Genomic DNA, 25,621 nt, shown 5'->3' with positions numbered 1-25,621 from the left:
CGAACATGTCGTGCGGCTGACACATGTGGTAATCACCACGGTTGCAGTACCGGCACTCCCAGCACGGCACGATCTGCTCGGCGACGCCCCGAGGGCGGAAGGAGTGTTTTCCGCGCACCATGGGGGCCGTGCGGGGTGAGCAGACGGGTCGGACGCCGCGGGTGCCGGTGACGGCCCTCTTCCCGCCACCCCCGTCGGCGGGCGTCCCGGGAGACCCCGGGGTGTGTCCCGGCGAGCAGTTCCGCCGGGTCACGGCCGAGCGCGTCACCGTGCTCGGCGGCCCCGCCGCGATCCTCCTCCAGATCGCCCACCCCCTCGTCGCCGAGGGCGTGGCGGTCCACAGCCGCTACGCCGAAGGTCCCGCCCGACGCCTCGTCGGCACCCTGCAGGCGGCGCTGACGGTGACGTTCGGCGACACCGGGCAGGCGCACGCGGCGGCCCGGCACGTGGGGCGCGCGCACGCCCCCGTGCGCGGGACGACGCGCACCGCCGTCCCCGGCACGCCCGCGGGGACCCCCTACCGCGCCAACGACCCGGACCTCGCGCTGTGGGTGCACGCCACCCTCGTCTGGACGGCCCGCCGCGTCACCGAGCGGTACGCCGGGGTGCGACTGACGCCGGCCGAGCGGGAACGGCACTGGCAGGAGTCCAAGCCGTTCGCCCGGATGTTCGCCGTCCCCGACCGCGTGCTGCCGCAGACCGCCGCCGACTTCGACGCCTACGTGCGCACCACGCTGGCCGGGCTCGTCGTCACCGACGACGCCCGCCGGATCGCGCACGACATCCTCACCCAGCGCACGACCCCGCCCCTGCCCGGTGCCGCAGCGGCGGCGCGGGCCGTGACGGCCGACCTGCTGCCGTCACCCCTCGCCGCCGCGTACGGGATCCCCCGCACCCCGGCCCGACGGGCGGCCGCCCGCGCTCTGCGCACGGCGACGACCACCGTGAGACCCGCGCTGCCGCAGCGTGTCGCGCTCTGGCCGCACGCCCTGGTCGCCGCGCGTCGCGGGCCCCACGACCTACGGGCGGCCCTGTCGACGGCATGATCGCGGTCGACCCACCCGGTCGAGGACGACCGGGGCCCCCGTCGCCGAGGAGCGCACCGACACGATGGACCTCTACCGGCTCATGACGGACGTCGTCGTCGGCCCCCTGTGCCGCGCGCTGTACCGGCCCCGGGTGGTCGGCCTGGAGAACGTCCCCGCGACGGGTCCGGCCCTGCTGGCGGCCAACCACCTGTCGATGATGGATCCCGTCTTCCTGCCGGTCGTCCTGCCCCGCCGGATCTCCTTCGTGGCCCGCGCGGACCTCTTCGCCGGCCGTGGTCTGCGCGGTCGCGCCGTGAGCTGGTTCGTCCGGGGCGTCGGCATGGTCCCGGTGGACCGTGCCGGCGGCCGCGCCTCCCAGGCCGGCATCGACGCCGCGGTGGAGGTGCTGGCCCAGGGCCGCTGCTTCGGCATCTTCCCCGAGGGCACCCGCTCCCCCGACGGGCGCCTCTACCGGGGCCGCACCGGCATCGCCCGCATCGCCCTGGCCTCGGGCCAGCCGGTGGTGCCGGTGGCGCTCGTCGGAACGGACCGGCTCTTCCGTCGCACGCGGCTGCCCCGGCTGCGCCGCGTCGACGTCGTGTTCGGGGAGCCGCTGGACTTCTCCCACCACCACGGCGCCGACACGGACCCGCAGGTGCTGCGGGCGATCACCGACGAGGTGCAGGCCGCCGTCGCCCGGCTCTCCGGCCAGGAGTACGTCGACGTCCACCCCGGGCAGACGGCCGCCCGGCCGACGGCCGCCCGCTGACCTCCCGCACCCGCCGGTCAGAACCCGGCGCGCTCCAGGCTGCGGACGTCGCCCAGCAGACGTTCCCCGAGCAGTCCGCGGTGCGGGTCGGCGCCCACGCGGCGCCGCCACGGCCGGGCCAGGGTGCGCGCGACGGCCACGTCCGGGTCGGTCCGGTCGAGGTCCACGACCACGACACCGTCCCCGCCGTCGGCGCCCACCCGCCCGACCCACCGGCCCCCGGGCGCGACGACACCCGCCCGGCCCGCGTCACCGGTCTGCGGCGGAACGGCGAAACCCACCCAGAACCCGTACACCGCAGCGTGGCCCGCTGCCTCGACGGCGAAGGTCGTCGCGTCGAACCCACCGTCCCCGGTGCTGGAGAACAGCACGGCGTCGACGTCGAGCCGGTCGTACTCGGCGAACACCTCCGGGAAGTGGGCCTCCACGCCCAGGGCCAGACCGAGCCGCCACCCGTCGACCTCCACGACGACGGGTGCTCGTCCCGGGGAGTACATCCACTGCGCCTTGGTGTGGGACAGGTACCGCTCGTCGTACCGGGTGCGGACCCGGCCGTCGTCGGCCACGACGTAGAGGCAGTTGTGGGGGCGGTTGTCCCCGCTCAACCGGTGGGTGGACCCGAACACCGCCCAGATCCCGAGCCGACCCGCGAGCGCCGCCGTCTCGGCGAGTTCGGCGTCCAGCACCGCCCACGCGACGCGGTCCCAGTCCGCCGGGCCCACGACGTCGGGGCCGGTGCTCGACAGCACGCGCTTGCCGGGGAAGCAGGTGGCCCCCTCGGGAAGGTGGACGACCCGTGCGCCGGCGGCGGCCGCGCTCCGCAGGACTTGGCGCAGCCGGTCCCCCGCGCGCCGCAGCGCCGCCGGATCGGTCGGGTCCTGCTCGACGGGCAGCTGCCCGACGGCGAGCCGCAGCGGACCGCCGAGCTCGCGCTGCACCCGAACCTGCTGCAGCGCAGCGGTGTACGTCTCACCGGTGCGCGAGACGCGCTCGCGGACCAGACGTTTGAGGTTCTTGTGCGCGGTCATGACGTCACCTTCCACGTCCTGCCCACGACCCCCCAGCGGCCGGACAGGACGGGTCGGAGGAACGTTCCGTCGGCGACCCGAGGCGCACCGCCCCTCCGTCCGCTGGGGAACCGGGCTGGGGCCGGTCCGCGGGGACTCGGCGCGGGTCGCGCCGTACCGGGAAGCCTGCCCAGCCGCGGCGGCGCCGTCAACCGCGACACGGTCGTCCCGACCCGTCGACACCGGCGCCGGACAGCGGGAGGCTGACGCCATGCCGTCCGTGAGCACGTCCGTGGAACGCGCCCACCTGGCCACGACGGCCGGGCTGGTGCTGGTCGTGGCCCTCGACCCGACGGCGAGGCTGCGCGGCGGCGCCGCGTGGGAACCGTGGGTGCTCGGTCAGCAGCGCGTGGACGGGGTGATGCGACGGATCGCACCACCGCTCTTCCAGTCCACCGGCGTCCTCGCCCTCGCCGCCACCGTCGTCGCCGCCCGGCGCGGCGACCGCACGGGCGTCCTCTGCCGCTCGGCCGTGGTCGCGTGCGTGGGGGCCGCCGTCGCGGTCACCCTGCGCGTCAACGAACCCGTCAACGAGCTCGTGCGGCGGTGGCGGGCCACCGACGACCCCGCGCCGGGGTGGCGCGAGGCCCGCGCCCGCTGGGAACGGGCCCACCGCGTCCGCCGCGTCCTCCTCGCCGCCGCGGGCGTCGCCGCAGCCGCCGGGGCCCGGCACCGGTGACCGTCCTCCCGCCGCGGCTGGCCCCGGGTGACCGGGTCGTCGTGCTCTCCCCAGCAGCTGGCCCGAGGAAACCCGGTACGTCGACGACCTGCTCACCGACCTGGAGTCCTGGGGCCTGCGCGCCGAACTCAGCCCGCACGCGCAGGACCGTCGCGGGTACATGGCCGGCACGGTCGGCGACCGCCTCGACGACCTGCACGCCGCCCTGCGCGATCCGGGCGTCCGCGCGCTGGTGGCCTCGCGCGGCGGGTGCGGTGCCCTGCGGCTCGTCCACGGGATCGACCGGCGGGTCCTGGAACTCGACCCCAAACCCCTCGTCGGCTACAGCGACATCACTGCGCTGCACCAGGTCTGGCGCCGGTCGGGGGTCCCGGTCGTGCACGGCGCCGTCCACGGCGCGCACCGCGACCTCGTGCGGGAGCAGCTCCTGGACGCCGCACCCACGACGGTGCACAGCGACCCCGGCGCGCTCAGCGCGGACCTCACCACGACCGGCACGGCCACGGGCGACCTCGTCGGCGGCAACCTGGAGCTGCTCGCGCGCACGGTGGGGGTGGTCGAGGTGTCGTGGCAGCGGTGCATCCTCCTGCTGGAGGCCAACCGCGCGGCCGGGCTCGGCATGGTCGACCGCGCCCTGACCCAGCTGCGGCTGTCCGGCGCGCTCGACGGCGTCGTCGGCGTGGCGATCGGCAGCACCGAGGAGTTCACGGGGTTCACCGACCGCGGGTGGAACGTGCTGGACACCCTCCACGACCTGCTGGACGACCTCGGTGTCCCCCTCCTCGGCGGCCTCCCGATGGGCCACCTCGACGACCCGGTGCCCGTGCCCCTGGGGGTTCCCGCCGTCCTCGACGCCGACTCCGGTCGCCTGACGGTGCAGCCGCTCGTGCGGTGACCGGAGGCGTCTACGGTGGCGGGGTGACGACCCCTCCCCCGCCCTCCGCCGCGACCGTCGCAGCCGCCGCCGACGTCGCCGCGCGATGGATGGACTTCCGCCGCGAACGCCTGGGGGTGCCGGGCGTCCAGTTCGCGGTGCGACTGGGCGGCCAACTCGTCCACTCCTCGGCGCACGGGTGGGCGGACGTCGAGCACGGCGTCGCACTCACCACCGAGCACGTGTTCCGCGTGGCCTCGCACTCCAAGACGTTCACGGCCACGGCCGTGCTGGCCCTGGCCGACGCGGGTCGGCTGCGTCCGGACGACGCCGTCGCGCAGCACGTCCCGTGGGTGGGCACCGCCGACGCCGAACTGGGCCGCGCGACGCTGCGGGAACTGCTCGGGCACGCCGCGGGCGTCACCCGGGACGGGGTGGACGGCGACTTCTGGCAGCTGGAGGGCGAGTTCCTCGACACCGACGGGCTGCGCGGGGCCGTCGCCCGGGGCGGTTCCCTCGTGCCGCGGTCCTCGCGGTTCAAGTACTCCAACATCGGCTACTCGCTGCTCGGCCTCGTCGTCGAGGCCGTCACCGGGACCTCCTACGGCGAGCACCTGGCGACGATCACCGCACCACTGGGCCTCTGCCGCACCACGTCCGACCTCCCCGCGGCCGGGGACCTCGCGACGGGCTACTCCGCCGCGGCGACCGGACCGCGTCGTCCGCTGCGGCACCCGGTGACGTCGGCCATGGCGGCCGCGACGGGGTTCTGCTCGACGGCCGAGGACCTCACGGCCTGGTTCAGCAGCCACGTCCCGGGGCGGCCGGGCCCGCTCTCGGAGCACTCCCGCCGCCTCGCGCAGCGCACCGAGTGGACGAACGACGACGACACGACGTACGGGCTGGGGTTCATCGGGCAGCCCTGCGGGCAGCGGCGCCTCGTCGGGCACTCCGGGGGTTTCCCGGGCCACATCACCAAGAGCGTCGTCGACCCGGCGGACTCCCTGGCGGTGACGGTCCTGACGAACTGCATCGACGGGCCGGCGTCGGAGTTCGCCCTGGGCGCGGTCAAGCTCGTGGACCTGCTGGCACGGCACTGGTCCGACGTCCCCGCCCCGGCCGACCCGGAACCGTTCGTCGAGCGGTGGGCCGACCTGTGGGGCGTGGTCGACGTCGTGCGGGCCGGGAACCGGTTGCTGGTCCTCAGCACCGACGCGACCGACCCGGCGGCCCACCCCAAGGTCCTCGAGGTCGTCGACGAGCACACGGTGCGGGTGGTCGAGGACTCCGGGTTCGGGGACTTCGCCGAGACGTGGACGCGCGGCCGGCACGCCGACGGGACGCCGACGCTGCGGGGGTCCAGCGGCGTCACGATGGTGCCGCTGGACCGCCTCGCGCCGTGAGGACTACGCGTCCAGGGACGCCTCGAGGGTGATCTCCACCCCGGTGAGCGCCTTGGAGACGGGGCACGTCTCCTTGGCCGCCTGGGCGACCTCGGCGAACGTCGCGGCGTCGATGCCGCCGACCTCGCCGGAGACCTTCAGGGTGATGCCCGTGAGCTTGAAGCCGCCCGCGGAGTCCGGCCCGAGGGAGACGTCGGCGACGACCTCGAGGCTCTCCGGCGTGCCGCCGGCCTCGGCGAGCAGCGCCGAGAACTGCATGGCGTAGCAGGAGGAGTGCGCGGCCGCGATGAGCTCCTCGGGGCTCGTCGTGCCGCCGGCGTCCTCGGCCGCCCGCTTGGGGAACGAGACGTCGTAGGTGCCGACCTTCGAGCTGGAGAGCTCGACCTGGCCGGACCCCTTCTCCAGGGTGCCGTTCCAGGCGGTGCGTGCGGTGCGGGTGGGCATGCGTCCTCCACGGTCGGGGTGGTTCGTGCGGACACATCCTCACCATCCGCGCGCCCGGGCGCCACCCGACCCCCGGACCCGCAACGCCGCAGGGGGCGGTGAGCCGAAGCTCACCGCCCCCTGCGGGTCGGACGGGTCAGTCGCGCGGAGCGCTCTCGCGACGCGGACCGCGGAAGCCACCCTCGCGACGGGGGCCACCGCGGAAGCCGTCACGACGCGGGCCACCGCGACGCGGGCCACGGCCCTCGCGGTTCTCGGTCGTGCGACGCGGCTTGATCACGACGGGCTCACCGGACTCGGCGACGTCGCGGATCGTCTGGTCCCCGGCCAGGACGTTCTCCACGGCGTTGGCGTTGACACCGGCGTCGCGGTGCAGCCAGCCGTAGCGGCGGACCTGGTCGGGCAGGGCGATCGCGAGGACCGTGCCCTTGGCGCCGGCGCGGGCCGTGCGGCCCGAGCGGTGCAGGTAGTCCTTGTGGTCGTTCGGCGGGTCGACGTGGACGACCAGGTCGACGTCGTCGACGTGGATGCCGCGCGCCGCGACGTCCGTCGCCACCAGGACACGGGTCTCCCCGGCCGAGAAGGCGTCGATCGCCTTGGAGCGCTGCGACTGGCGCAGGTCACCGTGGATCGCCTCGGCGGGGGCGCCCGCCTCGCGCAGCTGGTCGGCCAGGCGCTGGGCGCCGAGCTTGGTCCGCACGAAGAAGATCGACCGCGCCGGACGCTGGCTGATCTCGGTGAGGATCGAGAGCTTGTCGTGCGGGCGCACGGCGAACACGCGGTGCTCCATGTGCCCGACGTCCTCGGGGTCGGCCGGCACGGCGTGGAAGACCGGGTTCGTGAGGAAGTCCGTCACGAGGGCCTCGACACCGCGGTCGAGCGTGGCCGAGAAGAACATCCGCTGACCGCCCTGCTTGGTGCCCTCGATGATCGAGCGCACGTTGGGCAGGAAGCCGAGGTCGGCCATGTGGTCGGCCTCGTCCAGGACGGCCACGTCGACCTCGGCGAGCGAGACGGCGTCACGCTCGATGAGGTCCACGAGACGACCCGGGGTCGCGATGAGGACGTCGATGCCGCGCTGGAGCGCGGCGATCTGCCGGCCGTACGGGACACCGCCGACGACCACGGACAGCCGCAGGTCGAGGGAGTCACCGAGGGGACGCAGCGCGTCCGCGACCTGCATGGCCAGCTCGCGGGTCGGCACGAGGACCAGACCGCGGGGAGCGCCGGTGATGCGGGCGCGCTTCTGCTGGGCCAGGCGGGCCAGCATCGGCAGGCCGAAGCCCAGCGTCTTGCCGGAGCCCGTGCGGGCCCGGCCGAGGATGTCGCGACCGGCGATGCCGTCCGGCAGCACGCGCTGCTGGATGGCGAACGGCGCCATCATGCCGCGACGCTCGAGCGCCGCGACGAGCTCGTCGGGCAGACCGAGCTCGGAGAAGGTCGCGTCGACGACCTCGATGCTCTCGGCCGCGAGGAGCGCCTGCTCGGTCGCGGAGGGAGCGAAGGACCGCGGGCTGCGCGGCGGCCCGTTGCGACGGGCGCCGCCGAAGCGGTTGCCGCCACCACCGGAGCCGGAACGGCCCTGGTAGCCACCGGAGCTGCGCGGAGCGCCGCTGCCGGCGCCGTACCCGCCGGAGCGGGGACGCTCGTCGCGGGAGAAGCTGCCGCCGCCACGGGGGCGGTCGTCGCGGTCGAAGGAACGCTCGCCGCGGTCGGACCGCTCGTAGCGGTCGGTGTAGGCCCGCGAGTCGCGGCGCTGGTATCCACCCTCGTCGTTGCGGGGGCGGGAAGAACGGTACGAACGGTCGTCGTACTGGGGCATGGGTGTGAGAACTCCACGTGGGGCTCGTCGGCCGCACGGCGGTCCGCCCCCAGACGCACGAAAGCGCACAGATGCTGAGGGATGAGACTCAAGCGACCTCGCGGGCGGCTCGCCCGCTGAGTGGACGGCATCGAACCGTCGCCTCAAGAGTAACAGGCCTCGGGCCCGGTCTCTTCCCACCCGGCCGTGGGACCCGTCACACCCCGCTCACCCCCGGGACGCCTGGATCGCCGTGAGCGCGATCGTGTAGACGATGTCGTCCACGAGCGCACCCCGCGAGAGGTCGTTGACGGGTTTGGCCAACCCCTGCAGCATCGGGCCCACCGAGATGACACCTGCGTTGCGCTGCACCGCTTTGTACGTCGTGTTGCCCGTGTTGAGGTCGGGGAAGACGAAGACCGTGGCGCGACCGGCGACGGGCGAACCGGGCGCCTTGGACGCCGCGACCGAGGCCACCGCGGCGGCGTCGTACTGCAGCGGGCCGTCGATGACGAGGTCGGGATCGCGCTCGCGGGCGATGCGCGTCGCCTCGGCCACCTTGTCGACGCTGGAGCCCGAGCCCGAGGAGCCGGTGGAGAAGCTGATCATCGCCACCCGCGGTTCGATCCCGAAGGCGCGGGCCGAGGCCGCCGACTGCAGCGCGATGTCGGCGAGGTCCTCCGACCCGGGGTCGGGGTTCACCGCGCAGTCGCCGTAGATGACGACGTCGTCGGGCAGGCACATGAAGAAGACGCTGGACACCAGCCGCGCCCCCGGCTTGGTCCGGATCACTTGCAGCGCAGGGCGGACCGTGGCGGCGGTCGTGTGCACGGCGCCGGCCACGAGACCGTCGACGTCTCCGGCCTGCAGCATGGTCGTGCCGAGCCAGATGGGGTCGGCCAGGGAGTCGCGGGCCACGTCCGGCTGCAGCCCCTTGTGCTTGCGGGCCTCGACGAGGACGTCGACGTACCGCTCGACGAGCCCCGCGGGGTCGAGGACCTCGACGCCCTCGGGCAGCGTCAGCCCGAGCCCGGCCGCGACGGCGGCGACCTCGTCGGGGGCCCCGAGCAGCACCGGCCGGGCGATGCCGCGCTGGGCGCAGATCGCGGCCGCCTGCACGGTGCGGGGTTCGGTGCCCTCGGGCAGCACGATGCGCTGCACGCGTTCGGCGGCCAGGGTCGTGAGGCGGCGACGGAAGGCCGCGGGCGAGAGCCGCGGCCGGTGGGCCGCGGTCGGCAGCTGCGCGAGCCAGCCCGGGTCGAGGGCGTCGGCGACGGTCGCCGCGAGCGCGAGCGCCCGCTCGCCGTCGTCGGCCGGCACCTCGGGGTCGAGGCGGTTGACGGCCGTCGCCGTCGCGTAGGTGCTGCGGCCCGAGCGCAGGATCGGCAGCCCGGTGGCGGCGGCCGCCGCGGTGAGCTCCCCCACCCGCGGGTCCATCCCGACGCCCGCGGTCAGCAGCAGCCCGGCCAGCCGGGTCCCGTTCAGCGCGGCCAGGCAGGTGGCCATGACGACGTCGTGGCGGTCGCCCGGGACGAGGATGAGCCGCCCCTCGCGCAGCAGCGGCAGCATCCCCGGGACGGCCTGCGCGGCGACGACGACCTCCTTGATGCGCCGGCCCTGGTCGCCGTGCGTGAGGACGTCCATGTCGAGCTCGTGGTCGAGGTCGCGCACGAGGTCGCGCACGCGCGGCCAGGTGAGGTCCCCGCGGAAGGGGACGACGCCGACGAGCGGGATCTCGTGGTGCTCCAGCGCACCGCGCAGCGCGGCGACCCGCGCGACGGCGGTCTCGGGGTCGTCGGCCACGGGCCAGCGGGACACCACGCCACCGACGACGCGCAGGGACTCCCCCGCCCGGTACGTCCCGGCGGTGACGGCCATGTCCTCGGCGATGCGTTCGGGCGCACCGGGTTCGGCGCCCAGCAGACCCGCGGACCCGACGAGCAGGACGTCGGCGTCCAGGGCCGTCGCCAGGGCCTGGTTCACGCGGCCCGAGAACACCTGGTCGGCCGAGGGCGCGAGCCCTTCGACGACGACGACGTCGTGCGCCGCGAGGACGGTCTCGGCGGCCGCGACGACCTCCTCCATGAGGTCGTCGACCTCGCCGCGCGAGAGGCGTTCGACGACGTGGCCGGAGGCGATGGGCTCGCTCGGGACGAGCGTCGTCGTGAGCCGCACGAGCGCCACGGAGCGGTCCGGTTCGCCCGACCGCGTCGACTGCGCGAGCGGCTTGTGGAACCCGACGTCCACCCCGCGGGCGTCCAGGGCCCGGACCAGTCCGAGGCAGGTCGAGGTGAGACCGGCGCCGTGACCGGTGGGGACGACGAGCAGCACGCGGGCCATGGCCCCAGCCTCCCGCACCGGCCGTCCCCCGGCCCGCGGGGGTCGGTCAGTGCTGACGGACGAGCGCGACCGTGTCCCGGGCGATGAGCAGTTCCTCGTCGGTCGGGACGACCATCGCCAGCGGACCCGGACCGGGCACCGTGATGCGCCCGGCCGGGGTCGAGCCGCGACCGTGACCGGCGTTGGCGGCCGGGTCCTCGACGAGACCGAGGTGCGCCAGCTTGGCCAGCAGCATCGAGCGCACGTTCACCGCGTTCTCCCCGATGCCGCCGGTGAGGACGAGGGCGTCGAGACCGCCGAGGGACACCGTCAGCGCCGCGACGTGCTTCGCCGCGCGGTGCACGAAGACGTCGAGGGCCAGTCGCGCCCCGGCGTGCCCTTCGGCGGCCTTGCCCGACAGCGTGCGGACGTCGTTGGACAGCCCCGACAGCGCGAGCAGCCCCGAGGCGGAGTTCAGCTGCCGGACGACCTCGGTGACGCTCTCCCCCGTGCGGTCGGCCACGAGTTCGACGACGGCCGGGTCCAGGTCGCCCGAGCGGGTGCCCATGACGAGGCCCTCGAGCGGGGTCAGGCCCATCGTCGTGTCGACGGACCGGCCACCGAGGACAGCCGTTGCGCTGCAGCCGTTGCCGAGGTGCGCCACGACAGTCTTGAGGGTCGCCGGGTCACGACCGTCGGCCTCGGCGAGGATCTGCGCGGCGCGCTGGCTGACGAACCGGTGGCTCGTGCCGTGCATGCCGTACCGGCGGACACCGAACTCCTCGTACCAGCGCGTGGGCACGGCGTACCGGTAGTTCACCTCGGGCATCGTCTGGTGGAAGGCCGTGTCGAAGACGGCCACGTGCTCGAGGTCGGGCAGGACCGCACGGGCGGCCTCGATGCCCGAGGCGTTGGCCGGGTTGTGCAGGGGCGCGAGCGCGGACAGCTCGTGGATCTGGGCCAGGACGCGGTCGTCGACGCGGACCGACCCGCGGAACACCGAGCCGCCCTGCACGACGCGGTGCCCCACGCCGAGCAGCGGGGGCAGGTCGAGGTCGAGCAGCCGCTGCAACACGTGGGCCAGGGCCCCGCGGTGCGTCGTCGCGGCGGGGGTGATCGTCAGGGTCCGGGACTCCCCGCCGGTGGTCGTCGTCATGTGGACGACGGCGTCCGGGCTGCCGATCCGCTCGCCGAGGCAGCTCAGCGCCCGCTCCCCCGTCTCGGGGTCCACGAGCGCGAGCTTGACCGACGAGCTCCCGCAGTTCACCACCACGACCGACCCGCTGCTGGACACGCGACCCCCTTCGAACGAGTTGTCCCGGAAGGCTCTCACGCACCCCCGACAGCCGGGTCGGGCCATCCCTCGCGGCGGTGCGCGGTCTCCCAGAACAACCACTCGTAGCGGGTCGCGACGGCGAAGGCCTCGTGCATGGCCTCCTCGACGTCGGGTCGCGCGGCGGCGTCGACGAGGTCCCGGGCCGTCGCGGTCGCGGCGTGGAAGGCGGGGTCGTCGTAGGCGGCGACCCACCGGGCGAAGGGGTGCCCCGCGACGAGCCGGGCGCGGGTGGCGAGCCGGCGGCCCGCGTCGGCGTAGACCCAGAAGCACGGCAGGACGGCGGCCGCGCCCACGGCGTAGGGCGCGGTCGCGGCCGTGGCCACGAGGTGGGAGACGTACCCGAGCGTCGTCGGGGACGCGACCGGCGCGGTCCCGTCACCCGGCGGCAGCAGCCCGCCGTCGAGCAGGTCGGCGTGCAGCGAGGACTCCACGACGGCCGCCCCGTGCGCCGAGGACGCCCAGAACCCCGCCGACGCCGCGTCCGGTGCCCGCGCGGACAGCAGCGACAGCGCCCGGGCGTAGCCCTGCAGGTAGAGGGCGTCCTGTTCCAGGTAGTGCCGGAAGACGGCCGGGTCGAGGGTGCCGTCGGCGAGGTCGGCGAGGAACGCGCAGCGTTCGACGGCGGCGCGCACGGCGGCGGTCCGCTCCCAGGCGCCGGCGGTGAAGGTCACGGCAGCGGTCATCGCGTCTCCCGGAGGGCGAAGGCGTGGTCGAGGGGGCCGTGCGCACCGCTCTGCCCGGAGCCCACCCCGAGGGTCCGGCCGGCGAGCAGCGCCGACTGCAGGTAGTCCCGGGCCGGGCCCGCGAGCTCGTCCCAGCCGACGTCCGGGCACAGCGCGGCCTGGGCGGCCAGTGCCGCCGACAGCGTGCACCCCGTGCCGTGGGTCGCGGTGGTGTCCACGCGCGGCCGACGCAGGAGCGCCTCCCCTCCCGGTCCCACGAGGACGTCGACGCTCTCCGGGCCGTCGAGGTGGCCGCCCTTGAACAGCACCGCGGTCCCCGTGCGGAAGAACAGCTCCCGGGCCTGGGCCTGCGCGCCGTCGAGGTCGCGGGCGGGGTCGGTGTCGAGCAGGACCGCCGCCTCCGCGACGTTGGGTGTGACGAGGTCGGCGACGGGGAGCAGGTCGTCGCGCACGGCCGCGACGGCGGCGGGGTCCAGCAGCCGGTCCCCGCTCGACGCGACCATGACGGGGTCCAGCACGACGGGTCCGAGCCCCCCGCGGCGCACGGCGGCCGCCACGGCCGCCACGACCGCCGCGTCGGCGAGCATCCCGATCTTCGTGGCGTGCACGGCGATGTCGTCGAGGACCGCGTCGAGCTGCTCGGTGACGAACGCCGCCGGCACGACGTGCACCCCGCGGACCCCGCGGGTGTTCTGGGCCGTGAGCGCCGTGACGACGCTCGTCCCGAACACGCCGTGCGCCGCGAACGTCTTGAGGTCGGCCTGGATCCCCGCACCGCCGCCGGAGTCGCTGCCGGCGATCGTCAGGGCCACGGGGACGGCGACCCGCGCGCTCACCGGCGCTCCCACCGGGCCCGCAGGTCCCGCGCCGCCCGTTCCGGGTCCGCCGCGCCGCAGATCTCCGAGACGACGCAGAACCCGGTGATCCCCGTGCTGCGCAACGAGTCCAGGTTGTCCGGGTGGATGCCGCCGATCGCCACGCACGGCACGGGCGACACGGCGACGACGGCCGCCACCCCGTCGGCCCCCAGGGCCGCCGCCGCGTCCGGTTTCGTCGCGGTGTCGCGCACGGGTCCGACGCCGAGGTGGTCCACGACGGCGGGGTCCACCGCGGCGGCCTGCTCCGGCGTGGAGACCGACAACCCCAGGAGCAGGTCCGGCGCGATCCGGCGCACCTCCTCGGGCGGCAGGTCGCTCTGCCCGAGGTGCACCCCGTCGACACCGGCGATGAGCGCGACGTCGACGGCGTCGTTCACGAACAGCGGCACCCCCGTGCCCCGCAGCGCGTCCCGGACCGCCACGACGAGCGCGAGGCGCTCGCGGTCCGACCCCTCCTTGGCCCGGACCTGGACCGCGTCGACCCCGCCGGCGACGGCCGCGCGGACGACGGCGGGAACGCCGCGGTCCCCGCACTGGGCGGTGTCGGTGACGAGGTAGAGCGTGGGCCGGAACGGCCCTCTCACGCCAGGCGCCCGGCGCCGTCGAGGACGTCCTGCGGGCCGACCGCGTCGAGTTCGTCGAGCCACGCGATGGCGAAGGAACCCGGTCGGTCAGCCCGCGCCGCAGCACGTTCGGCGGCGAGCGCCACGTGCAGGTGCGCGGCGGCCGCCGCGACGAGCGGGTCGGTTTCGGCCGCGGCGTAGGCGGCGACGAGCGCCCCGAGCGAGCACCCCGCCCCCGTCGTGCGGGTGAGCAGGACGTGGCCGCCGGAGACGCGGACGGTGCGTCCACCGTGCACGAGGACGTCGACGGGTCCGGACACGGCGACGACACCGCCCGTGCGGGTGCTGAGGTCGCGCGCGGCCGCGACGGCGTCCTCGGCCCCGTCGGTCGCGTCGACCCCGCGGCCGCCGGCTCCCGCCCCGGCCAGCCCCATGACCTCGGAGGCGTTGCCGCGCACCACGGTCGGGGCGTGCGCGAGCAGGTCCCGCGCGATCCGGGTGCGGAACTCCAGTCCGCCGACCGCCACCGGGTCCAGGACCCAGGGCCGGCCGTGCTCGTGGGCCGAACCCGCGGCCAGGGCCATGGCCTGCGCCTTCGTCTCGTCGAGGGTCCCGACGTTGACGAGGACGGCGGAGGCGACGGCGGCGAACGCGGCGGCCTCGTGGACGTTGTCCACCATCGCGGGGGCGGCCCCGACGGCGAGGAGGGCGTTGGCGGTGATGGTCTGCACCACCGAGTTGGTGAGGCACTGGACCAGGGGCGCGCCCTGGGCCACGGCCTCGCGGGCGCGGGCGACGTCCTGGGCGGACACCAGCGGGGAACCGGTCGTGGAAACGGCAGCCATGCCGCGACATCCCTTCGTCAGCATTACCTGAATCAGGTGCGACGGGTGTGTTCTCAGCTGCGCGATCCGCGCGCAGCACCCCGTGTCGCCGCGAACGCTACACCGCCGCCGACCCCGGTCCGGCAGGACGGGGTCGGCGGCGGGTCAGCGGCGGAGCGGGAGGGTCAGGCCTCGCCGCCCTCGCGGACGCCGGCCCACAGGTCGACGCCGGAGTCGACGGCGAACTCCTCGATGGCGGCCAGCTCGTCGTCACCGAACTCCAGGTTCTGGACGGCGGCGACGTTGTCCTCGACCTGCTGCACGGAACTGGCACCGATGAGCGTCGTCGTCACGCGACGGTCGCGCAGCGTCCAGGCCAGGGCGAGCTGCGCGAGGGTCTGACCACGACCCGAGGCGATCTCCTGCAGCCCGCGGATGCGGCGCAGCGTCTCCTCGTTCAGGATCGACGGGTCGAGGGACTTGCCCTGCGCCGCACGGGAGTCCTCGGGGATCCCGTTCAGGTAGCGGTTCGTCAGCAACCCCTGCGCGAGGGCGGTGAAGGGGATGCACCCGACGCCCTCGGCCTCCAGGACGTCGAGCAGCCCGGACTCGATCCAGCGGTTGAACATCGAGTACGACGGCTGGTGGATGAGCAGCGGCGTGCCGAGCTCGCGCAGGATCCGCGAGGCCTGCAGCGTGCGCTCCGGACCGTAGGAGGAGATCCCGACGTAGAGCGCCTTGCCCGAGCGGACGATGGCGTCGAGCGCCCCCATCGTCTCCTCGAGCGGGGTGTCCGGGTCCGGACGGTGGTGGTAGAAGATGTCGACGTACTCCAGGCCCGTGCGCTGCAGCGACTGGTCCAGGGAGGCCGTCAGGTACTTGCGCGACCCGTGGTCCCCGTACGGTCCGGGCCACATGTCCCAACCGGCCTTGGAGGAGATGACGAGTTCGTCGCGGTAGGGCTTGAAGTCCTCGCGGAACAACCGCCCGAAGTTCGTCTCGGCGGCACCGTACGGCGGGCCGTAGTTGTTCGCGAGGTCGAAGTGGGTGATGCCCAGGTCGAACGCGCGGCGGGTGATGTCCCGCTGGGTCTGGAACGGCTTGTCGTCGCCGAAGTTGTGCCAGAACCCGAGCGAGAGCGCCGGGAGTTCCAGGCCGCTGCGTCCGCAGCGGCGGTAGGGCATGGACTCGTACCGTCCAGCGTCAGCGGTGTACGTGGTAGGGCTCACGTCGGCGATCCTGCCACGCGCAACGCCACGGCGGCACGGGCCAGTTCCTCGACGCGGGCGTAGTCCCCCGCGGCCAGGGCGTCGGCCGGGGTGAGCCAACTGCCGCCCACGCACCCGACGTTCGACAGCGCGAGGTACTCCCCCACGGTGGCCGGCGAGATCCCCCCGGTCGGGCAGAACCGGACCTGCGGCAGGACCGTGCGCAACGCCGCGAGGAACGGCGCCCCGCCGGACTGCTGGGCGGGGAAGAACTTCAGCTCGTGGACCCCGAGTTCCAGCGCCACGAGGGCCTCCGACACGGTCGCGACGCCCGGCAGCACCGGGACCCCCCGGTCGCGGGCGGCCCCCACGATCGACGGTGTCGTCCCGGGGCTGACGAGGAACTGCGCCCCCGCGTCGACGGCGCGGGCCACGTCGTCGGCCGAGGTGCACGTGCCGACGCCGAGCAGGATCTCGGGGACCTCCGCCGCGACGGCCCGCACGGCGTCGAGCGCGACGGGGGTGCGCAGGGTCAGTTCGACGATGCCGACACCGCCCGCGAGCAGGGCCCGGGCGAGCGGGACGGCCGTGGCGACGTCGTCGACGACGACGACGGGCACGACCGGGGAGACGTCGAGAACACTGGCTGGCGACACGGGGGGCTCCTCCTCGAGGTCCGGGTGGGCCCCACTGTCCCAGTCTCAGCCGACGCGGACGGCGCTGGGGGTGACGGTTCCCGTGACGACGAGGCCGTCGTCGGCGACCTGCAGCCCCTGCAGGCGCACCTGCGGCGGCACCCCGTCCAGGGGGAAGGTGAACCCGCCGAACCCGGCGGCCTCGATGAGCTGCTCGGCCCGGCCCAGCGGCACCGACGCGCCCGCCACCTCCGCGCTCACCGGTTCCAGCTCCACGTCCGAGCCCTTCAGGACGGGCCGGCCGGTGACCCCCAGGTCCACACCGAGGCCGAAGACGCGGACGGTGGCGCCGGCCCGGACGGCGTCACCGTCGCGCGCCAGGGTGACGTCGAGCCCCCCGGCGCTGGCCTTCTGCGCGAGGTCGGCGTAGGCGACCCGCGCCCGCACGGTGCCGCCCGCGACGTCGACCGTCCCGGCACCCCCCGTCAGGACGCTCGTGGGGACGTCGACCTCGGGCAGCCGCACCCGCAGGTCGCGCACGACGAGGTCGTCCTGCGTCGTCAGCTGGGGCACGGTCACCGTGACGTCCTCGAACCGCCCCCGCAGGGCCTGCCACAGGAAGGAGCCGCCCGCGACGCTGACCTCCGGGTCCTGCGTCAGCCGGTACTCCGTCCGCAGCTGGGAGGCCACCCGGTCGGTCGCCCAGGTGCGCGCGGCCAGGTCGGCCGCGACGGCGATGACCGCCAGCGCGAGGAGGGTGACGAGCACGCGGAGCAGACGGCGGGGCACGGGGCCACTCTCGCAGCCGGGAAGCTCTCGCGACGTGGTGTGGTTGTGGAGGTCATGAGCACTCAGGCACTGACCCTGGAGACGCACGACGAGACGGTGAAGGACGGCATCGTCCTCATCGACTTCTGGGCCGACTGGTGCGGACCGTGCAAGCAGTTCGCGCCCGTCTTCGAGCAGGCCTCCGAGCAGCACGGTGACGTCACGTTCACCAAGGTGGACACCGAGGAGCAGCAGCAGCTCGCGGCCCGCTACGGCATCACCTCGATCCCGACGCTCATCGCCTACCGCGACGGCATCCCCGTGTTCGGTCAGCCCGGCGCCCTGCCGGCTCCCGCGCTGGAGGACCTCATCCAGCAGGTGAAGTCGCTGGACATGGACCAGGTGAAGCAGCAGTACGCGCAGGCCGTCGAAGCCCAGCAGCAGCAGGCCCAGCAGCAGGCCGCGCCGCAGCGCCAGGGCGTGCGCGCCGGCACGGACCCCGCCGCCTTCTGACGCCAGTCGTCCGAGACCTCCCCGAGAGCCCCCGTCCGCACCGGACGGGGGCTCTCGTGCGTCCTCAGGGCCGCCGGCGGTACCGGACGTGCGTCGACCGCTGCGACGTCACGGTCTCGACGGGTTCGAACCCGAACGTCCCGACGCCGTCGAAGAGGCGTTCACCCCCACCGAGCAGGACCGGGGCGACGTCGAGCGCCAGCTCGTCGACGACACCGGCCAGGAGCGCCTGCCGCGCGGTCGAGGCCCCGCCCGCGATGGCGACCCCGAGGTCGCCGGCCGCGTCCACGGCTGCGGCGTAGGCGGCGTCGAACCCGCCGGTGACGAAGTGGAAGGTGGTCCCGCCCGCCTTCTCCACGGGCTCGCGCGGGTGGTGGGTCAGGACGAAGACCGGCGCGTGGTACGGCGGTTCCTCCCCCCACCAGCCCGTCCAGTCCGCCCCCTCGACGGGCGCCCACTCCCCGCGGACGGGGCCGAACATGTTGCGGCCCATGACGTAGGCGCCCCGGTCGCGCATGAGCCAGCCGACCGCGGCGCGGTCGGCGTCGTGCTCGGGTTCCCCGAGGTGCCACCGGTGCAGCTCGATCCCGCCGCGCCCCAGGGGGTCGGCCAGGCTCTGGTCCGGGCCGGCGACGTAGCCGTCGAGGGAGATCGACAGGTGGCAGGTGGTGTCCGTCATCGGGCCAGCCTTGACCCCGGACGGGGCCGGTGACAACCTGTTCCCGGCCCGACGTGGCCTGCCGCCCGCAGTCCGGTGAACACGTCGACCAGGTGAGGCAGGGTCCCGACTCTCCGCTCAGCCTGATCCGGCAACGCGGGCACCCGGAGCACCAGGCTGGAACGGATCGAGATGGACCACTCCTTCGACACCACGTCCGCCAAGAACGCCGCGCAGGTCCTGCGCCGCGACCTCGCCGCCCGCGGGCTCGACGTCACGCACTCGGCGGCCCTGGAACTCGTCGCCCACCAGGCCGGGTTCCGGGACTGGAACACCGCCGCGGCGGCAGCGGCCCCGACATCGACGACGACGGCGTCCCGGCTCGTCGGCCACCCCGTGCCCGTCCTGCGGGTGCAGGACGGCGACGCGGCGCTGGAGTTCTACACCGCCGTCCTCGGGTTCACCTGCCGGTGGCAGCACCGCTTCGAACCCGGACTGCCGCTGTACACGCGTGTCCGCCGCGACGACGCCGAGCTGGACCTGTCCGAGCACTACGGCGACGGCACGCCCGGGTCGGTCGTGTGGATCCCCGTGCGCGACGTCCGGGCACTGCGCACCGAACTCCTGCCGCGCCTCGCCCCCCGGCAGCAGCCGGGGCTGCACGAGGACGCGCCGGGTGGCCCGACGACGACCGTCCTCGACCCCTTCGGCAACACCCTGCGGTTCTGCCAGCAGGGCTGAGGGGCCGAGGACCGAGCCGTCAGGCGGCGGTCGTGCTGCGCCCCACGGCGATCGACTCGCCGCGGAAGAACGCCGGCCGCCGCCGCGACTGCACGACCATCACGACGACACCCAGGGCCAACACGCCCACCCCGAGGAGGAACACGAGGCCGACGCCGCCGACCTCCGACCCCGAGCCGTAGGCGGGGTCCATGGAGTCGACCGCCGTCTGCACGAAGAACACCAGCAGCAGGAGGCCGCCGACGAGCGGGGCCAGGCAGGTGGTGAGGAAGGCGCGGACGTCGCGCCCCCAGCTGCCGCGGAAGTACCAGACGCAGGCCAGGGCGGTCACGCCGTAGTAGAAGCAGACCATCATGCCGAGCGCCGTGATGGTGTCCGACAGGACGTTCACGGACACGATGCGCATGACCACGTAGAACACCGACGCGACGATCCCCGCGACGACCGTGGCGTACCCGGGCGACTGGAACCGGCGGCTGACCCGGGCGTACTGCGGAGGCAGGGCCCCGTAGTGCCCCATGGCGAGCATCGTGCGCGCCGGGGAGATGAACGTCGACTGCAGGGAGGCCGCCGACGAGGCCAGGACGCACAGCGACATGAGGATCGCGAACGGTCCCATCACCGGGCCGGCGAGCGCCGCGAAGATGTTCTCCTGGATGTCGGCGTTGCCCAGGCCGAACTCCTCGCCGCCGGTGCCGGAGAACGACAGGACCGCGAGGGCGATGGCGAGGTAGAGGACGACGATGACGGCGATGGTCGACAGCGCGGCGCGGCCGGGGGTCGTGCGCGCGCCCTGCGTCTCCTCGTTCATCGTCAGGACGACGTCCCAGCCCCAGTAGATGAACACCGAGAGCGAGACCCCGGCGGCGAAGGCCGAGAACGACTCCACCCCGAGCGGGTTGAACCAGCCCGGGTCGATGCTCAGGCCCGCCGGGGCCGACCCGTCGCCGACGCGGGTGAAGGCGGCGACCGCGAACCAGCCCAGCACGAGGAGCTGGAACCCGACGAGCACGTACTGCACGGCCTTGGTGGCCTCGAGCCCGCGGTAGGACACCCAGCACGCCAGGGCCATGAACACCAGGCAGGTCGCGACGTTCACGGGGACGTTCGCGGCGAGGTCGGCGATGCCCTCGTTCCCGGTGAGCTGCGCGAGCATGAGGTAGAAGAAGTCGACGGCGATGCCGGCGAGGTTGGACAGGACGAGGACGGTCGCGGCGAGCAACCCCCAGCCGCCCATCCAGCCGATCCACGGCCCGAAGGCCCGCGAGCTCCACGTGAACGTGGTGCCGGCGTCGGGCATGGCCGAGTTCAGCGCCCGGTACCCCAGGGCCACGAGGAGCATGGGGACGAACCCCACGAGGAAGATCGCGGGCAGGTGCTCTCCGACGGCCGACGCCGTCGGCCCGAGGGCTCCCGTCAGGGTGTAGGCCGGTGCGATCGTCGAGACGCCGATGACGACGGCGCCGAGCAACCCGACCTGGCCGCCGCCGAGGCCCTTGGCCTCCCGTCCCTCCTGCACGCCGCCGTCGGCCGCGGCGCTCACGCCGCGCTCCCCGCGGGGTGACGCGGCACGACGACGACGGGGACGGGCACGTGGCGCAGGATGCGCGCGGCCGTCGGCCCGAGGAACGTCTGCCGGCCCTGCGCCAACCGCGACGACCCGACGATCAGCAGACCGCCTGCCGCCCAGTCGATCGACTCCACTGCCTCCGCCATGGTGCGTCCTCGCCCCATCTCCACGCTCACCTGGGCGGCCGCCGACCGCGACCGCACGTCCTGCACCAGGGCCTCCACCCTGCCCACCGCGTCCGCGTCCGCCTCGGAAACCCCGTCGACCTCGACGAGGTTCACCACGTGCAGCGGCAGACCCGTCCGCACCGCAGCCTGCCACGCCTCGGCGAGCACGGCGGCGGCTCCCGTCCGCGTGCCCACCGCGACGTACAAGTGGTCGATGCGGGCGGGCGGTTCGCGCCGGGGCACGAGGACGACGGGCACGGGCGAGGCGTGCAGCAGCGCCCGCGCGACGGACCCCACGCCGAGGGGGTTCACTCCCCCGTCGGCGCCGACGACGACCGCGGCGGCGCCCTCCTCGGTCACCGCGTCGAGCAGTCCCTCCGCCACCGACCCCGCGGTCCGCACCGACGCCCGCGCGTCGAGTCCGGACCCCAGGGAGGCGAGGGCCTCGTCGGCCCAGCCGCGGGCCTGCTCGGCGATGACGCCCGTGACGTCCCCGACCGGTGGGTAGACCCCGGAGAACGGGTCGTCGCTGCGGACGACGACCACGACGTCGAGCCCGACGTCCAGGGAACCCGCCAGGACCGCCGCCCAGCGCAGGGCGTCGCGCCCCCGGTCGCCGCCGTCGTACGCGACGACGTACCGGGGCCGGGCATACCGGAGGGGTTCGCGTTCGCTCACGCCAGGGCCGCGGTCACGTCGGCGGCCGCGGCACGGCCGGAGCGCAGGGCGCCGTCGACGTGCTGGTACCCCTCGGCCGCCAGGTCCGAGCAGGCCCAGTGGATGCGGCCAACGGGTGTGCGCTGGTCCGCGCCGTACCGGGCGAGGCCGCCGAGGTCGAAGCTCGCGGCGTACGCCCCGCGCGTCCACTCCTCACTGCCCCAGTCGGACTCGTAGTAGGCGATCGGGTCGAGCGCCTGCTCCCCGAGGAACTCGGCGATCGAGGCGAGGATGCGCCGCCGGCGTTCGTCCTCGGGCAGGGCGAAGACGGCGTCGGCCTTCTCGTCGGCGACGAACGCGACGAGGGTTCCGCGGTCGTCACCGTGGATCGTGTTGTCGTACACCTCCTGCACGAGGGTCGAGGTGCCGAACCCCGTGCCGGACAGGCCGTCGTGCCGCCAGAACGGCGTCGGGTACGTCGCGTGCACCTTGATGACGAGCCCCATCGACAGGTGCTGGTGCATCTGGTGCTGGCGGCGCGGCAGCGGCGGGTCGTAGCTGATCCGGGAGAACAGCGGCGGCGGGACGGCGACGACGACGCGCTGGGCGCGGACGGTGACGCGGTCGGACTCCACGACGACGCCGTCCTCGCCGTGCCGGACCGTGCGCACGGGCGTGCCGAGGTGGACGCGGTCGCCGAGCTCGGCGGCCAGCCGTTCCGAGACCGACTGCATCCCGCCGACGACGCGGCGGTCGAGGATGAAGCACTCGTCGGTGAGGTGCGTGAACGACCCGGCGGAGGCGGCCATGAGGACGGCCTGCAACGTCGAGAACGCGTGCGCGGGTTTGGTGAGCATGGCGCCGGCGATGAAGAGCGCGATCGTCGTGCACGCCTCCTCGTCGTCGGACTGGCGGCGCAGCCAGTCGCCGAAGGAGATCGTGTCGAGCTCGCGGGCCCGCGGGTGCGCCCAGGGTTCGGTGGCCCCGACGGCGGCGACGAGGTCGTCCATGAGCTCGGTGAGCCGGGCGATCTCCTTGGCCGTGGAGTCCGAGACGGGGAAGGTGTCGCCGCGGTAGGTGCGGCGGACGCCGTCACCACCGATGTGGACGTTCTCGCCGTCGCGGTAGCGCGGGTACGTCGCCATGCCGAGCTCGTCGAGCAGGCCGAGCAGTTCGGTCTGGTCCGGGGAGACCCACTGGCCGCCGATCTCCAGGGTCACGCCGTCGCGCTCGTCGGTCCAGGTGCGGCCGCCGACGCGGTCGCGGGCCTCGAGGACGACGACGTCGTGGCCCGCGCGGACGAGGTGCCGGGCGGTGTTCAGCCCGGCGGGTCCGGCGCCGACGACGACCACGTCGGCGGTGAGCTCTTGGGGGTTCACGGGGACCTCCCGGGTCCGATCGACGGTGACTGCCTGAAGTGAACAGGCTTCATTAACGGGTGGCGTGGACCCCGTGTCAAGGGTGTGGGCGAGGATGGCCCCGTGCCCGCCACCGCCTCCCCCGCCCCGCGCCGGGGCCGCGGCCGGCCCAGCAGCCCCGTGCTGACGGCGACCGGCATCACCGCCGAGGCCGTCGCGCTCCTGGAGGAACGGGGTCAGGACGGGTTGACGATGGCGGCGCTCGCCCGTCGCCTCGGGGTGGCGCCGAGCGCCCTCTACAACCACGTCGCCACCAAGCAGGACGTGCTGCGCGCCGTGCAGGACCACGTCAACCGCGGCATCGACTGCTCGGGTTTCGGCCGGCTCCCCTGGGACGAGGCCCTCGCCGGCTGGGCCCGGTCCTACCGCGACGCCTACGAACGCCACCCCGCGCTCGTGCCGGTCATGGCGGTGACACCCGTCCGCAGCGCGCCGCACACCGTCGAGATGTACGAGCGGGTCAGCTCCGGCCTGCTGGCCGCGGGCTGGCCCGCACACCTCGTGACGAACGTCGTCGTGGCCGTGGAGTCGTTCGTGCTCGGCTCCGCCCTCGACACCCAGGCCCCCGCCGACATCTTCGACCCGGGCGACCTGGTGTCCAGCGCACCGGGTTTCACGACGGCGAACGCCGCGCGGCCGGAGGGCGACACGGCACGGGCGGCGTTCGAGCTGGGACTCGCGGCGATGCTCGCGGGGTTGCGGGACCTCCTGCACGACACGGGCCCAGCCCCACTGCCGTAGGGGTCAGCGACTGCTCATCGCGAGCTTGACCCCGAACCCGGCGATGACCGTCCCGGTCGCCCGGTCCATCGCGCGCCGCACGCTCGGGCGCTGCAGCACCCGGCGAAGCCGCCGGGCCATGAGGACCGGGACCGTGGACCACACCACGCCGAGGGTGATGTGCACGCAGGCCAGCAGCACTCCGAACGTCAACGGCGAGGCGCCCTCGGGGATGAACTGCGGCAGCAGCGCGACGTAGAAGGCCCCCATCTTGGGGTTGAGCAGGTTGGTCGCCGCACCCCGGCGCCAGGCTGCGGAGAAGCTCCCCCGCTCTCCAGCCGTCGTCGCCGCAGGCTTCCCCACTGCCACCTCAGGACGTCCGGCGGCGTGAGCCGGACGGTGGGTGGCCCACACCATGGTCACGCCCATCCAGACCAGGTAGGCCGCACCGGCCCATCGCAGGACCTCGTAGACCAGCGCCGAGGCGGTGAGCAGGGCGGCGATGCCCAGGGAGGTCAGGATCCCCCAGATCAAGGTGCCGGTCTGGATGCCGACCACGACACCCCAGGCGCGCCGGGGCTGACCTGCAGCCGCCGTCCGCACGATCAGGGCGGTGTCCAGACCCGGCGTCAGGGTCAGCAGTCCGACCACCAGGGCGAAGGACCACACGGCACTCGACGTCGTCACGGATCCCCACCGTAGTGGTACGGAGATCGAAGGGTCAGAACCCCCGTGACCCGAGGGGAACGCCACCGCTGCAACGCGAGCGGCGGCATGTCGAATCCCCCACCACAGCTTGCAATCCGTTGTGTTGCAGAAAGTTACAGGGCTCAAGACCTACCAGCACAGGCAATGTTCGACTAAACTTGAACGCATGACCCCCACCGTCCAGGGCACCCCACGCGACAGGGCCGCCGACGCCCTCACGCGTCTCGCGGCCGCCCTGGACGACCTCCTCACCCTGCCCACCGGAACCCTCGACCGCCACGACACCGAACACCTCATCCGCTCGCTGTACGCCCTCGGCAACCGCCTCGACGCCACCAAACTCCACTTACTGCGCCGCGCCCTGGACCACGCGCCCGAGGGTTCCGTCGTGGACCTGCTCGCCACGTCACCGGTGAACCTGTCCCGCACTCTGGCGCGAAAGGACGTCGCCGCCGCCCGCCACACCGACCCGGACAGTGGGTGGAACGAGAAGATCGGTGGACTCGACGGGGACCGGGGTTCCCTCGCGCGGATGGGCGGGCAGCTGGCGTCGGGGAACACCACCCTGAACCACGTCCACGGCGCGGTATCCGCCCTGCAGTCCATTCCCACCCCGTTGCGCCGCGGCACCGTCGACATGGAAGTGGTGATGGACACCGGCGAGACGGTGTGGACCACCCAACGCCGCGCCGACCTCATCGACGGGCACTTCGCCTTCATCACCGGCACCCAGCCCCTCGGCACCGCGGCCCACTTGAGCGAGCAGCTCCTCACCCGCCTGGACCCCGACCGCGTCGACCGGCACGTCCGCGACCTCGAACCGGACTCCGCCAGCCGCCGCACCCTCACCTTCACGCGCCACCACGGGATGCTGCGGATGACCGTCGACCTGGACGAAGCCGCCGCCGTCGTCGTCCGCTCCGCCGTTGAAGCCGCCGCCAAACCCCTCCCGAACGCCGCTGCCGAGAACGCCCGCACGAGCAACGGGTTGGGCGGGGAACACGACACCCGCTCCCTCGGGCAGCGCCGCCACGACGGCCTCGTCGACCTCGTCACCACCGGCGCCCACCACCCCGCCAGCGCCGTCGACCCCGTCGTCGCCCACAAGGCCACCGTCGTCCTGCGCGCCACCCTCAACGCCGACGGCTCCGTCGAGTCCGGCACCGCCACCGCCGACACCCACGGCCCCG

Annotated in this window: 26 protein-coding genes, 1 pseudogene and 1 riboswitch; of the genes and pseudogenes, 9 read left to right on the top strand and 18 right to left on the bottom strand. The window is 74.3% G+C overall.

Annotated features, from left to right (window positions below):
- Positions 1-91: pseudogene (locus AB0637_RS23105) on the bottom strand (alcohol dehydrogenase catalytic domain-containing protein); the annotation flags it as partial.
- A gap of 37 nt (positions 92-128) precedes the next feature.
- Here AB0637_RS23105 and AB0637_RS23100 point away from each other — a divergent pair.
- Together AB0637_RS23100 and AB0637_RS23095 are read left to right on the top strand one after the other, a co-directional pair.
- Positions 129-1,046 carry an oxygenase MpaB family protein gene (locus tag AB0637_RS23100; RefSeq protein WP_366175041.1) on the top strand — a complete coding sequence of 306 codons (918 nt, stop codon included), beginning with the start codon at positions 129-131 and terminating at the stop codon, positions 1,044-1,046.
- Between the two features lie 64 nt (positions 1,047-1,110).
- Positions 1,111-1,797: a lysophospholipid acyltransferase family protein gene (locus AB0637_RS23095; RefSeq protein ID WP_366175040.1), complete on the top strand. Its 687-nt coding sequence runs from the start codon at positions 1,111-1,113 to the stop codon at positions 1,795-1,797.
- 17 nt (positions 1,798-1,814) lie between these two features.
- Here the strand turns inward: AB0637_RS23095 and AB0637_RS23090 are convergent, their stop codons facing one another.
- A complete protein-coding gene (locus AB0637_RS23090) occupies positions 1,815-2,825 on the bottom strand; it encodes a carbon-nitrogen hydrolase family protein (protein WP_366175039.1) in 1,011 nt (336 codons plus the stop codon).
- Between the two features lie 259 nt (positions 2,826-3,084).
- Here AB0637_RS23090 and AB0637_RS23085 point away from each other — a divergent pair, with 259 nt between their 5' ends.
- From AB0637_RS23085 to AB0637_RS23075, 3 genes are all read left to right on the top strand, one after another.
- On the top strand, positions 3,085-3,543 hold the full coding sequence (locus AB0637_RS23085) for an anthrone oxygenase family protein (protein WP_366175038.1): 459 nt from the start codon (positions 3,085-3,087) through the stop codon (positions 3,541-3,543).
- Positions 3,544-3,631: 88 nt separating this feature from the next.
- On the top strand, positions 3,632-4,438 hold the full coding sequence (locus AB0637_RS23080) for an LD-carboxypeptidase (protein ID WP_366175043.1): 807 nt from the start codon (positions 3,632-3,634) through the stop codon (positions 4,436-4,438).
- Positions 4,439-4,461: 23 nt separating this feature from the next.
- Positions 4,462-5,820: a serine hydrolase domain-containing protein gene (locus AB0637_RS23075; RefSeq protein WP_366175037.1), complete on the top strand. Its 1,359-nt coding sequence runs from the start codon at positions 4,462-4,464 to the stop codon at positions 5,818-5,820.
- A 3-nt stretch (positions 5,821-5,823) separates the two neighbouring features.
- Here AB0637_RS23075 and AB0637_RS23070 read toward each other — a convergent pair whose 3' ends face one another.
- The 11 genes from AB0637_RS23070 to AB0637_RS23020 all read right to left on the bottom strand — a co-directional run bounded on the left by AB0637_RS23070 (position 5,824) and on the right by AB0637_RS23020 (position 17,300).
- Entirely contained in the window at positions 5,824-6,264 is a 441-nt protein-coding gene (locus AB0637_RS23070) for an OsmC family peroxiredoxin (protein WP_366175036.1), read from the bottom strand.
- Positions 6,265-6,400: 136 nt separating this feature from the next.
- Positions 6,401-8,086 carry a DEAD/DEAH box helicase gene (locus tag AB0637_RS23065; RefSeq protein WP_366175035.1) on the bottom strand — a complete coding sequence of 562 codons (1,686 nt, stop codon included), beginning with the start codon at positions 8,084-8,086 and terminating at the stop codon, positions 6,401-6,403.
- Between the two features lie 207 nt (positions 8,087-8,293).
- On the bottom strand, positions 8,294-10,405 hold the full coding sequence (pta, locus tag AB0637_RS23060; RefSeq protein WP_366175034.1) for a phosphate acetyltransferase: 2,112 nt from the start codon (positions 10,403-10,405) through the stop codon (positions 8,294-8,296).
- Positions 10,406-10,451: 46 nt separating this feature from the next.
- Entirely contained in the window at positions 10,452-11,678 is a 1,227-nt protein-coding gene (locus AB0637_RS23055) for an acetate kinase (protein WP_366175033.1), read from the bottom strand.
- 35 nt (positions 11,679-11,713) lie between these two features.
- Positions 11,714-12,403 carry a TenA family protein gene (locus AB0637_RS23050; protein ID WP_366175032.1) on the bottom strand — a complete coding sequence of 230 codons (690 nt, stop codon included), beginning with the start codon at positions 12,401-12,403 and terminating at the stop codon, positions 11,714-11,716.
- Positions 12,400-13,239, bottom strand: a complete 840-nt coding sequence (thiD, locus tag AB0637_RS23045) for a bifunctional hydroxymethylpyrimidine kinase/phosphomethylpyrimidine kinase (protein ID WP_366175031.1) — start codon at positions 13,237-13,239, stop codon at positions 12,400-12,402. Before thiD ends, AB0637_RS23050 begins: the two co-directional genes overlap by 4 nt.
- On the bottom strand, positions 13,236-13,865 hold the full coding sequence (thiE, locus tag AB0637_RS23040; protein ID WP_366175030.1) for a thiamine phosphate synthase: 630 nt from the start codon (positions 13,863-13,865) through the stop codon (positions 13,236-13,238). Before thiE ends, thiD begins: the two co-directional genes overlap by 4 nt.
- Positions 13,862-14,689 carry a hydroxyethylthiazole kinase gene (gene thiM / locus AB0637_RS23035; protein ID WP_366175029.1) on the bottom strand — a complete coding sequence of 276 codons (828 nt, stop codon included), beginning with the start codon at positions 14,687-14,689 and terminating at the stop codon, positions 13,862-13,864. Before thiM ends, thiE begins: the two co-directional genes overlap by 4 nt.
- A riboswitch (TPP riboswitch) is annotated at positions 14,682-14,782 on the bottom strand. Its footprint overlaps the gene before it by 8 nt.
- A gap of 71 nt (positions 14,783-14,853) precedes the next feature.
- Positions 14,854-15,897 carry an L-glyceraldehyde 3-phosphate reductase gene (gene mgrA / locus AB0637_RS23030; protein ID WP_366175028.1) on the bottom strand — a complete coding sequence of 348 codons (1,044 nt, stop codon included), beginning with the start codon at positions 15,895-15,897 and terminating at the stop codon, positions 14,854-14,856.
- Positions 15,894-16,532: a bifunctional 4-hydroxy-2-oxoglutarate aldolase/2-dehydro-3-deoxy-phosphogluconate aldolase gene (eda, locus tag AB0637_RS23025; protein ID WP_366175027.1), complete on the bottom strand. Its 639-nt coding sequence runs from the start codon at positions 16,530-16,532 to the stop codon at positions 15,894-15,896. Before eda ends, mgrA begins: the two co-directional genes overlap by 4 nt.
- A gap of 45 nt (positions 16,533-16,577) precedes the next feature.
- Positions 16,578-17,300, bottom strand: a complete 723-nt coding sequence (locus AB0637_RS23020; RefSeq protein WP_366175025.1) for a DUF2993 domain-containing protein — start codon at positions 17,298-17,300, stop codon at positions 16,578-16,580.
- Positions 17,301-17,354: 54 nt separating this feature from the next.
- On the opposite strand from AB0637_RS23020, the gene trxA reads away from it, so the two are divergent.
- Complete coding sequence (gene trxA / locus AB0637_RS23015; protein ID WP_366175024.1) at positions 17,355-17,792, top strand: thioredoxin; 438 nt, start codon at positions 17,355-17,357, stop codon at positions 17,790-17,792.
- Between the two features lie 64 nt (positions 17,793-17,856).
- On the opposite strand, the gene AB0637_RS23010 is transcribed toward trxA, so the two are convergent.
- A complete protein-coding gene (locus AB0637_RS23010) occupies positions 17,857-18,471 on the bottom strand; it encodes a dihydrofolate reductase family protein (protein WP_366175022.1) in 615 nt (204 codons plus the stop codon).
- A gap of 171 nt (positions 18,472-18,642) precedes the next feature.
- Here AB0637_RS23010 and AB0637_RS23005 point away from each other — a divergent pair, with 171 nt between their 5' ends.
- Positions 18,643-19,191, top strand: a complete 549-nt coding sequence (locus tag AB0637_RS23005) for a glyoxalase superfamily protein (protein WP_366175021.1) — start codon at positions 18,643-18,645, stop codon at positions 19,189-19,191.
- Between the two features lie 19 nt (positions 19,192-19,210).
- Here the strand turns inward: AB0637_RS23005 and AB0637_RS23000 are convergent, their stop codons facing one another.
- The 3 genes from AB0637_RS23000 to AB0637_RS22990 are packed head-to-tail and all read right to left on the bottom strand — an operon-like array spanning position 19,211 to position 22,964.
- Positions 19,211-20,734, bottom strand: a complete 1,524-nt coding sequence (locus tag AB0637_RS23000) for an APC family permease (protein WP_366175020.1) — start codon at positions 20,732-20,734, stop codon at positions 19,211-19,213.
- Positions 20,731-21,606 carry a universal stress protein gene (locus tag AB0637_RS22995; RefSeq protein WP_366175019.1) on the bottom strand — a complete coding sequence of 292 codons (876 nt, stop codon included), beginning with the start codon at positions 21,604-21,606 and terminating at the stop codon, positions 20,731-20,733. The genes AB0637_RS23000 and AB0637_RS22995 overlap by 4 nt, the downstream gene beginning before the upstream one ends.
- The gene (locus tag AB0637_RS22990; protein ID WP_366175018.1) at positions 21,603-22,964 is read right to left on the bottom strand and encodes an NAD(P)/FAD-dependent oxidoreductase; all 1,362 of its coding nucleotides are present in this window, start codon (positions 22,962-22,964) and stop codon (positions 21,603-21,605) included. The genes AB0637_RS22995 and AB0637_RS22990 overlap by 4 nt, the downstream gene beginning before the upstream one ends.
- A gap of 102 nt (positions 22,965-23,066) precedes the next feature.
- On the opposite strand from AB0637_RS22990, the gene AB0637_RS22985 reads away from it, so the two are divergent.
- A complete protein-coding gene (locus tag AB0637_RS22985; RefSeq protein WP_366175017.1) occupies positions 23,067-23,744 on the top strand; it encodes a TetR/AcrR family transcriptional regulator in 678 nt (225 codons plus the stop codon).
- Between the two features lie 3 nt (positions 23,745-23,747).
- Here AB0637_RS22985 and AB0637_RS22980 read toward each other — a convergent pair whose 3' ends face one another.
- Entirely contained in the window at positions 23,748-24,410 is a 663-nt protein-coding gene (locus AB0637_RS22980) for a LysE family translocator (RefSeq protein ID WP_366175016.1), read from the bottom strand.
- A 187-nt stretch (positions 24,411-24,597) separates the two neighbouring features.
- On the opposite strand from AB0637_RS22980, the gene AB0637_RS22975 reads away from it, so the two are divergent.
- A partial coding sequence (locus AB0637_RS22975; RefSeq protein ID WP_366175015.1) for a DUF222 domain-containing protein occupies positions 24,598-25,621 on the top strand: 1,024 nt, incomplete at its 3' end.

This window comes from Kineococcus sp. NPDC059986 (assembly GCF_040702905.1).
Lineage (GTDB): Bacteria > Actinomycetota > Actinomycetes > Actinomycetales > Kineococcaceae > Kineococcus.
The sequence above is the reverse complement of the archived record's forward strand: the minus strand, read 5'-3'. Positions and strand labels throughout refer to the sequence as shown.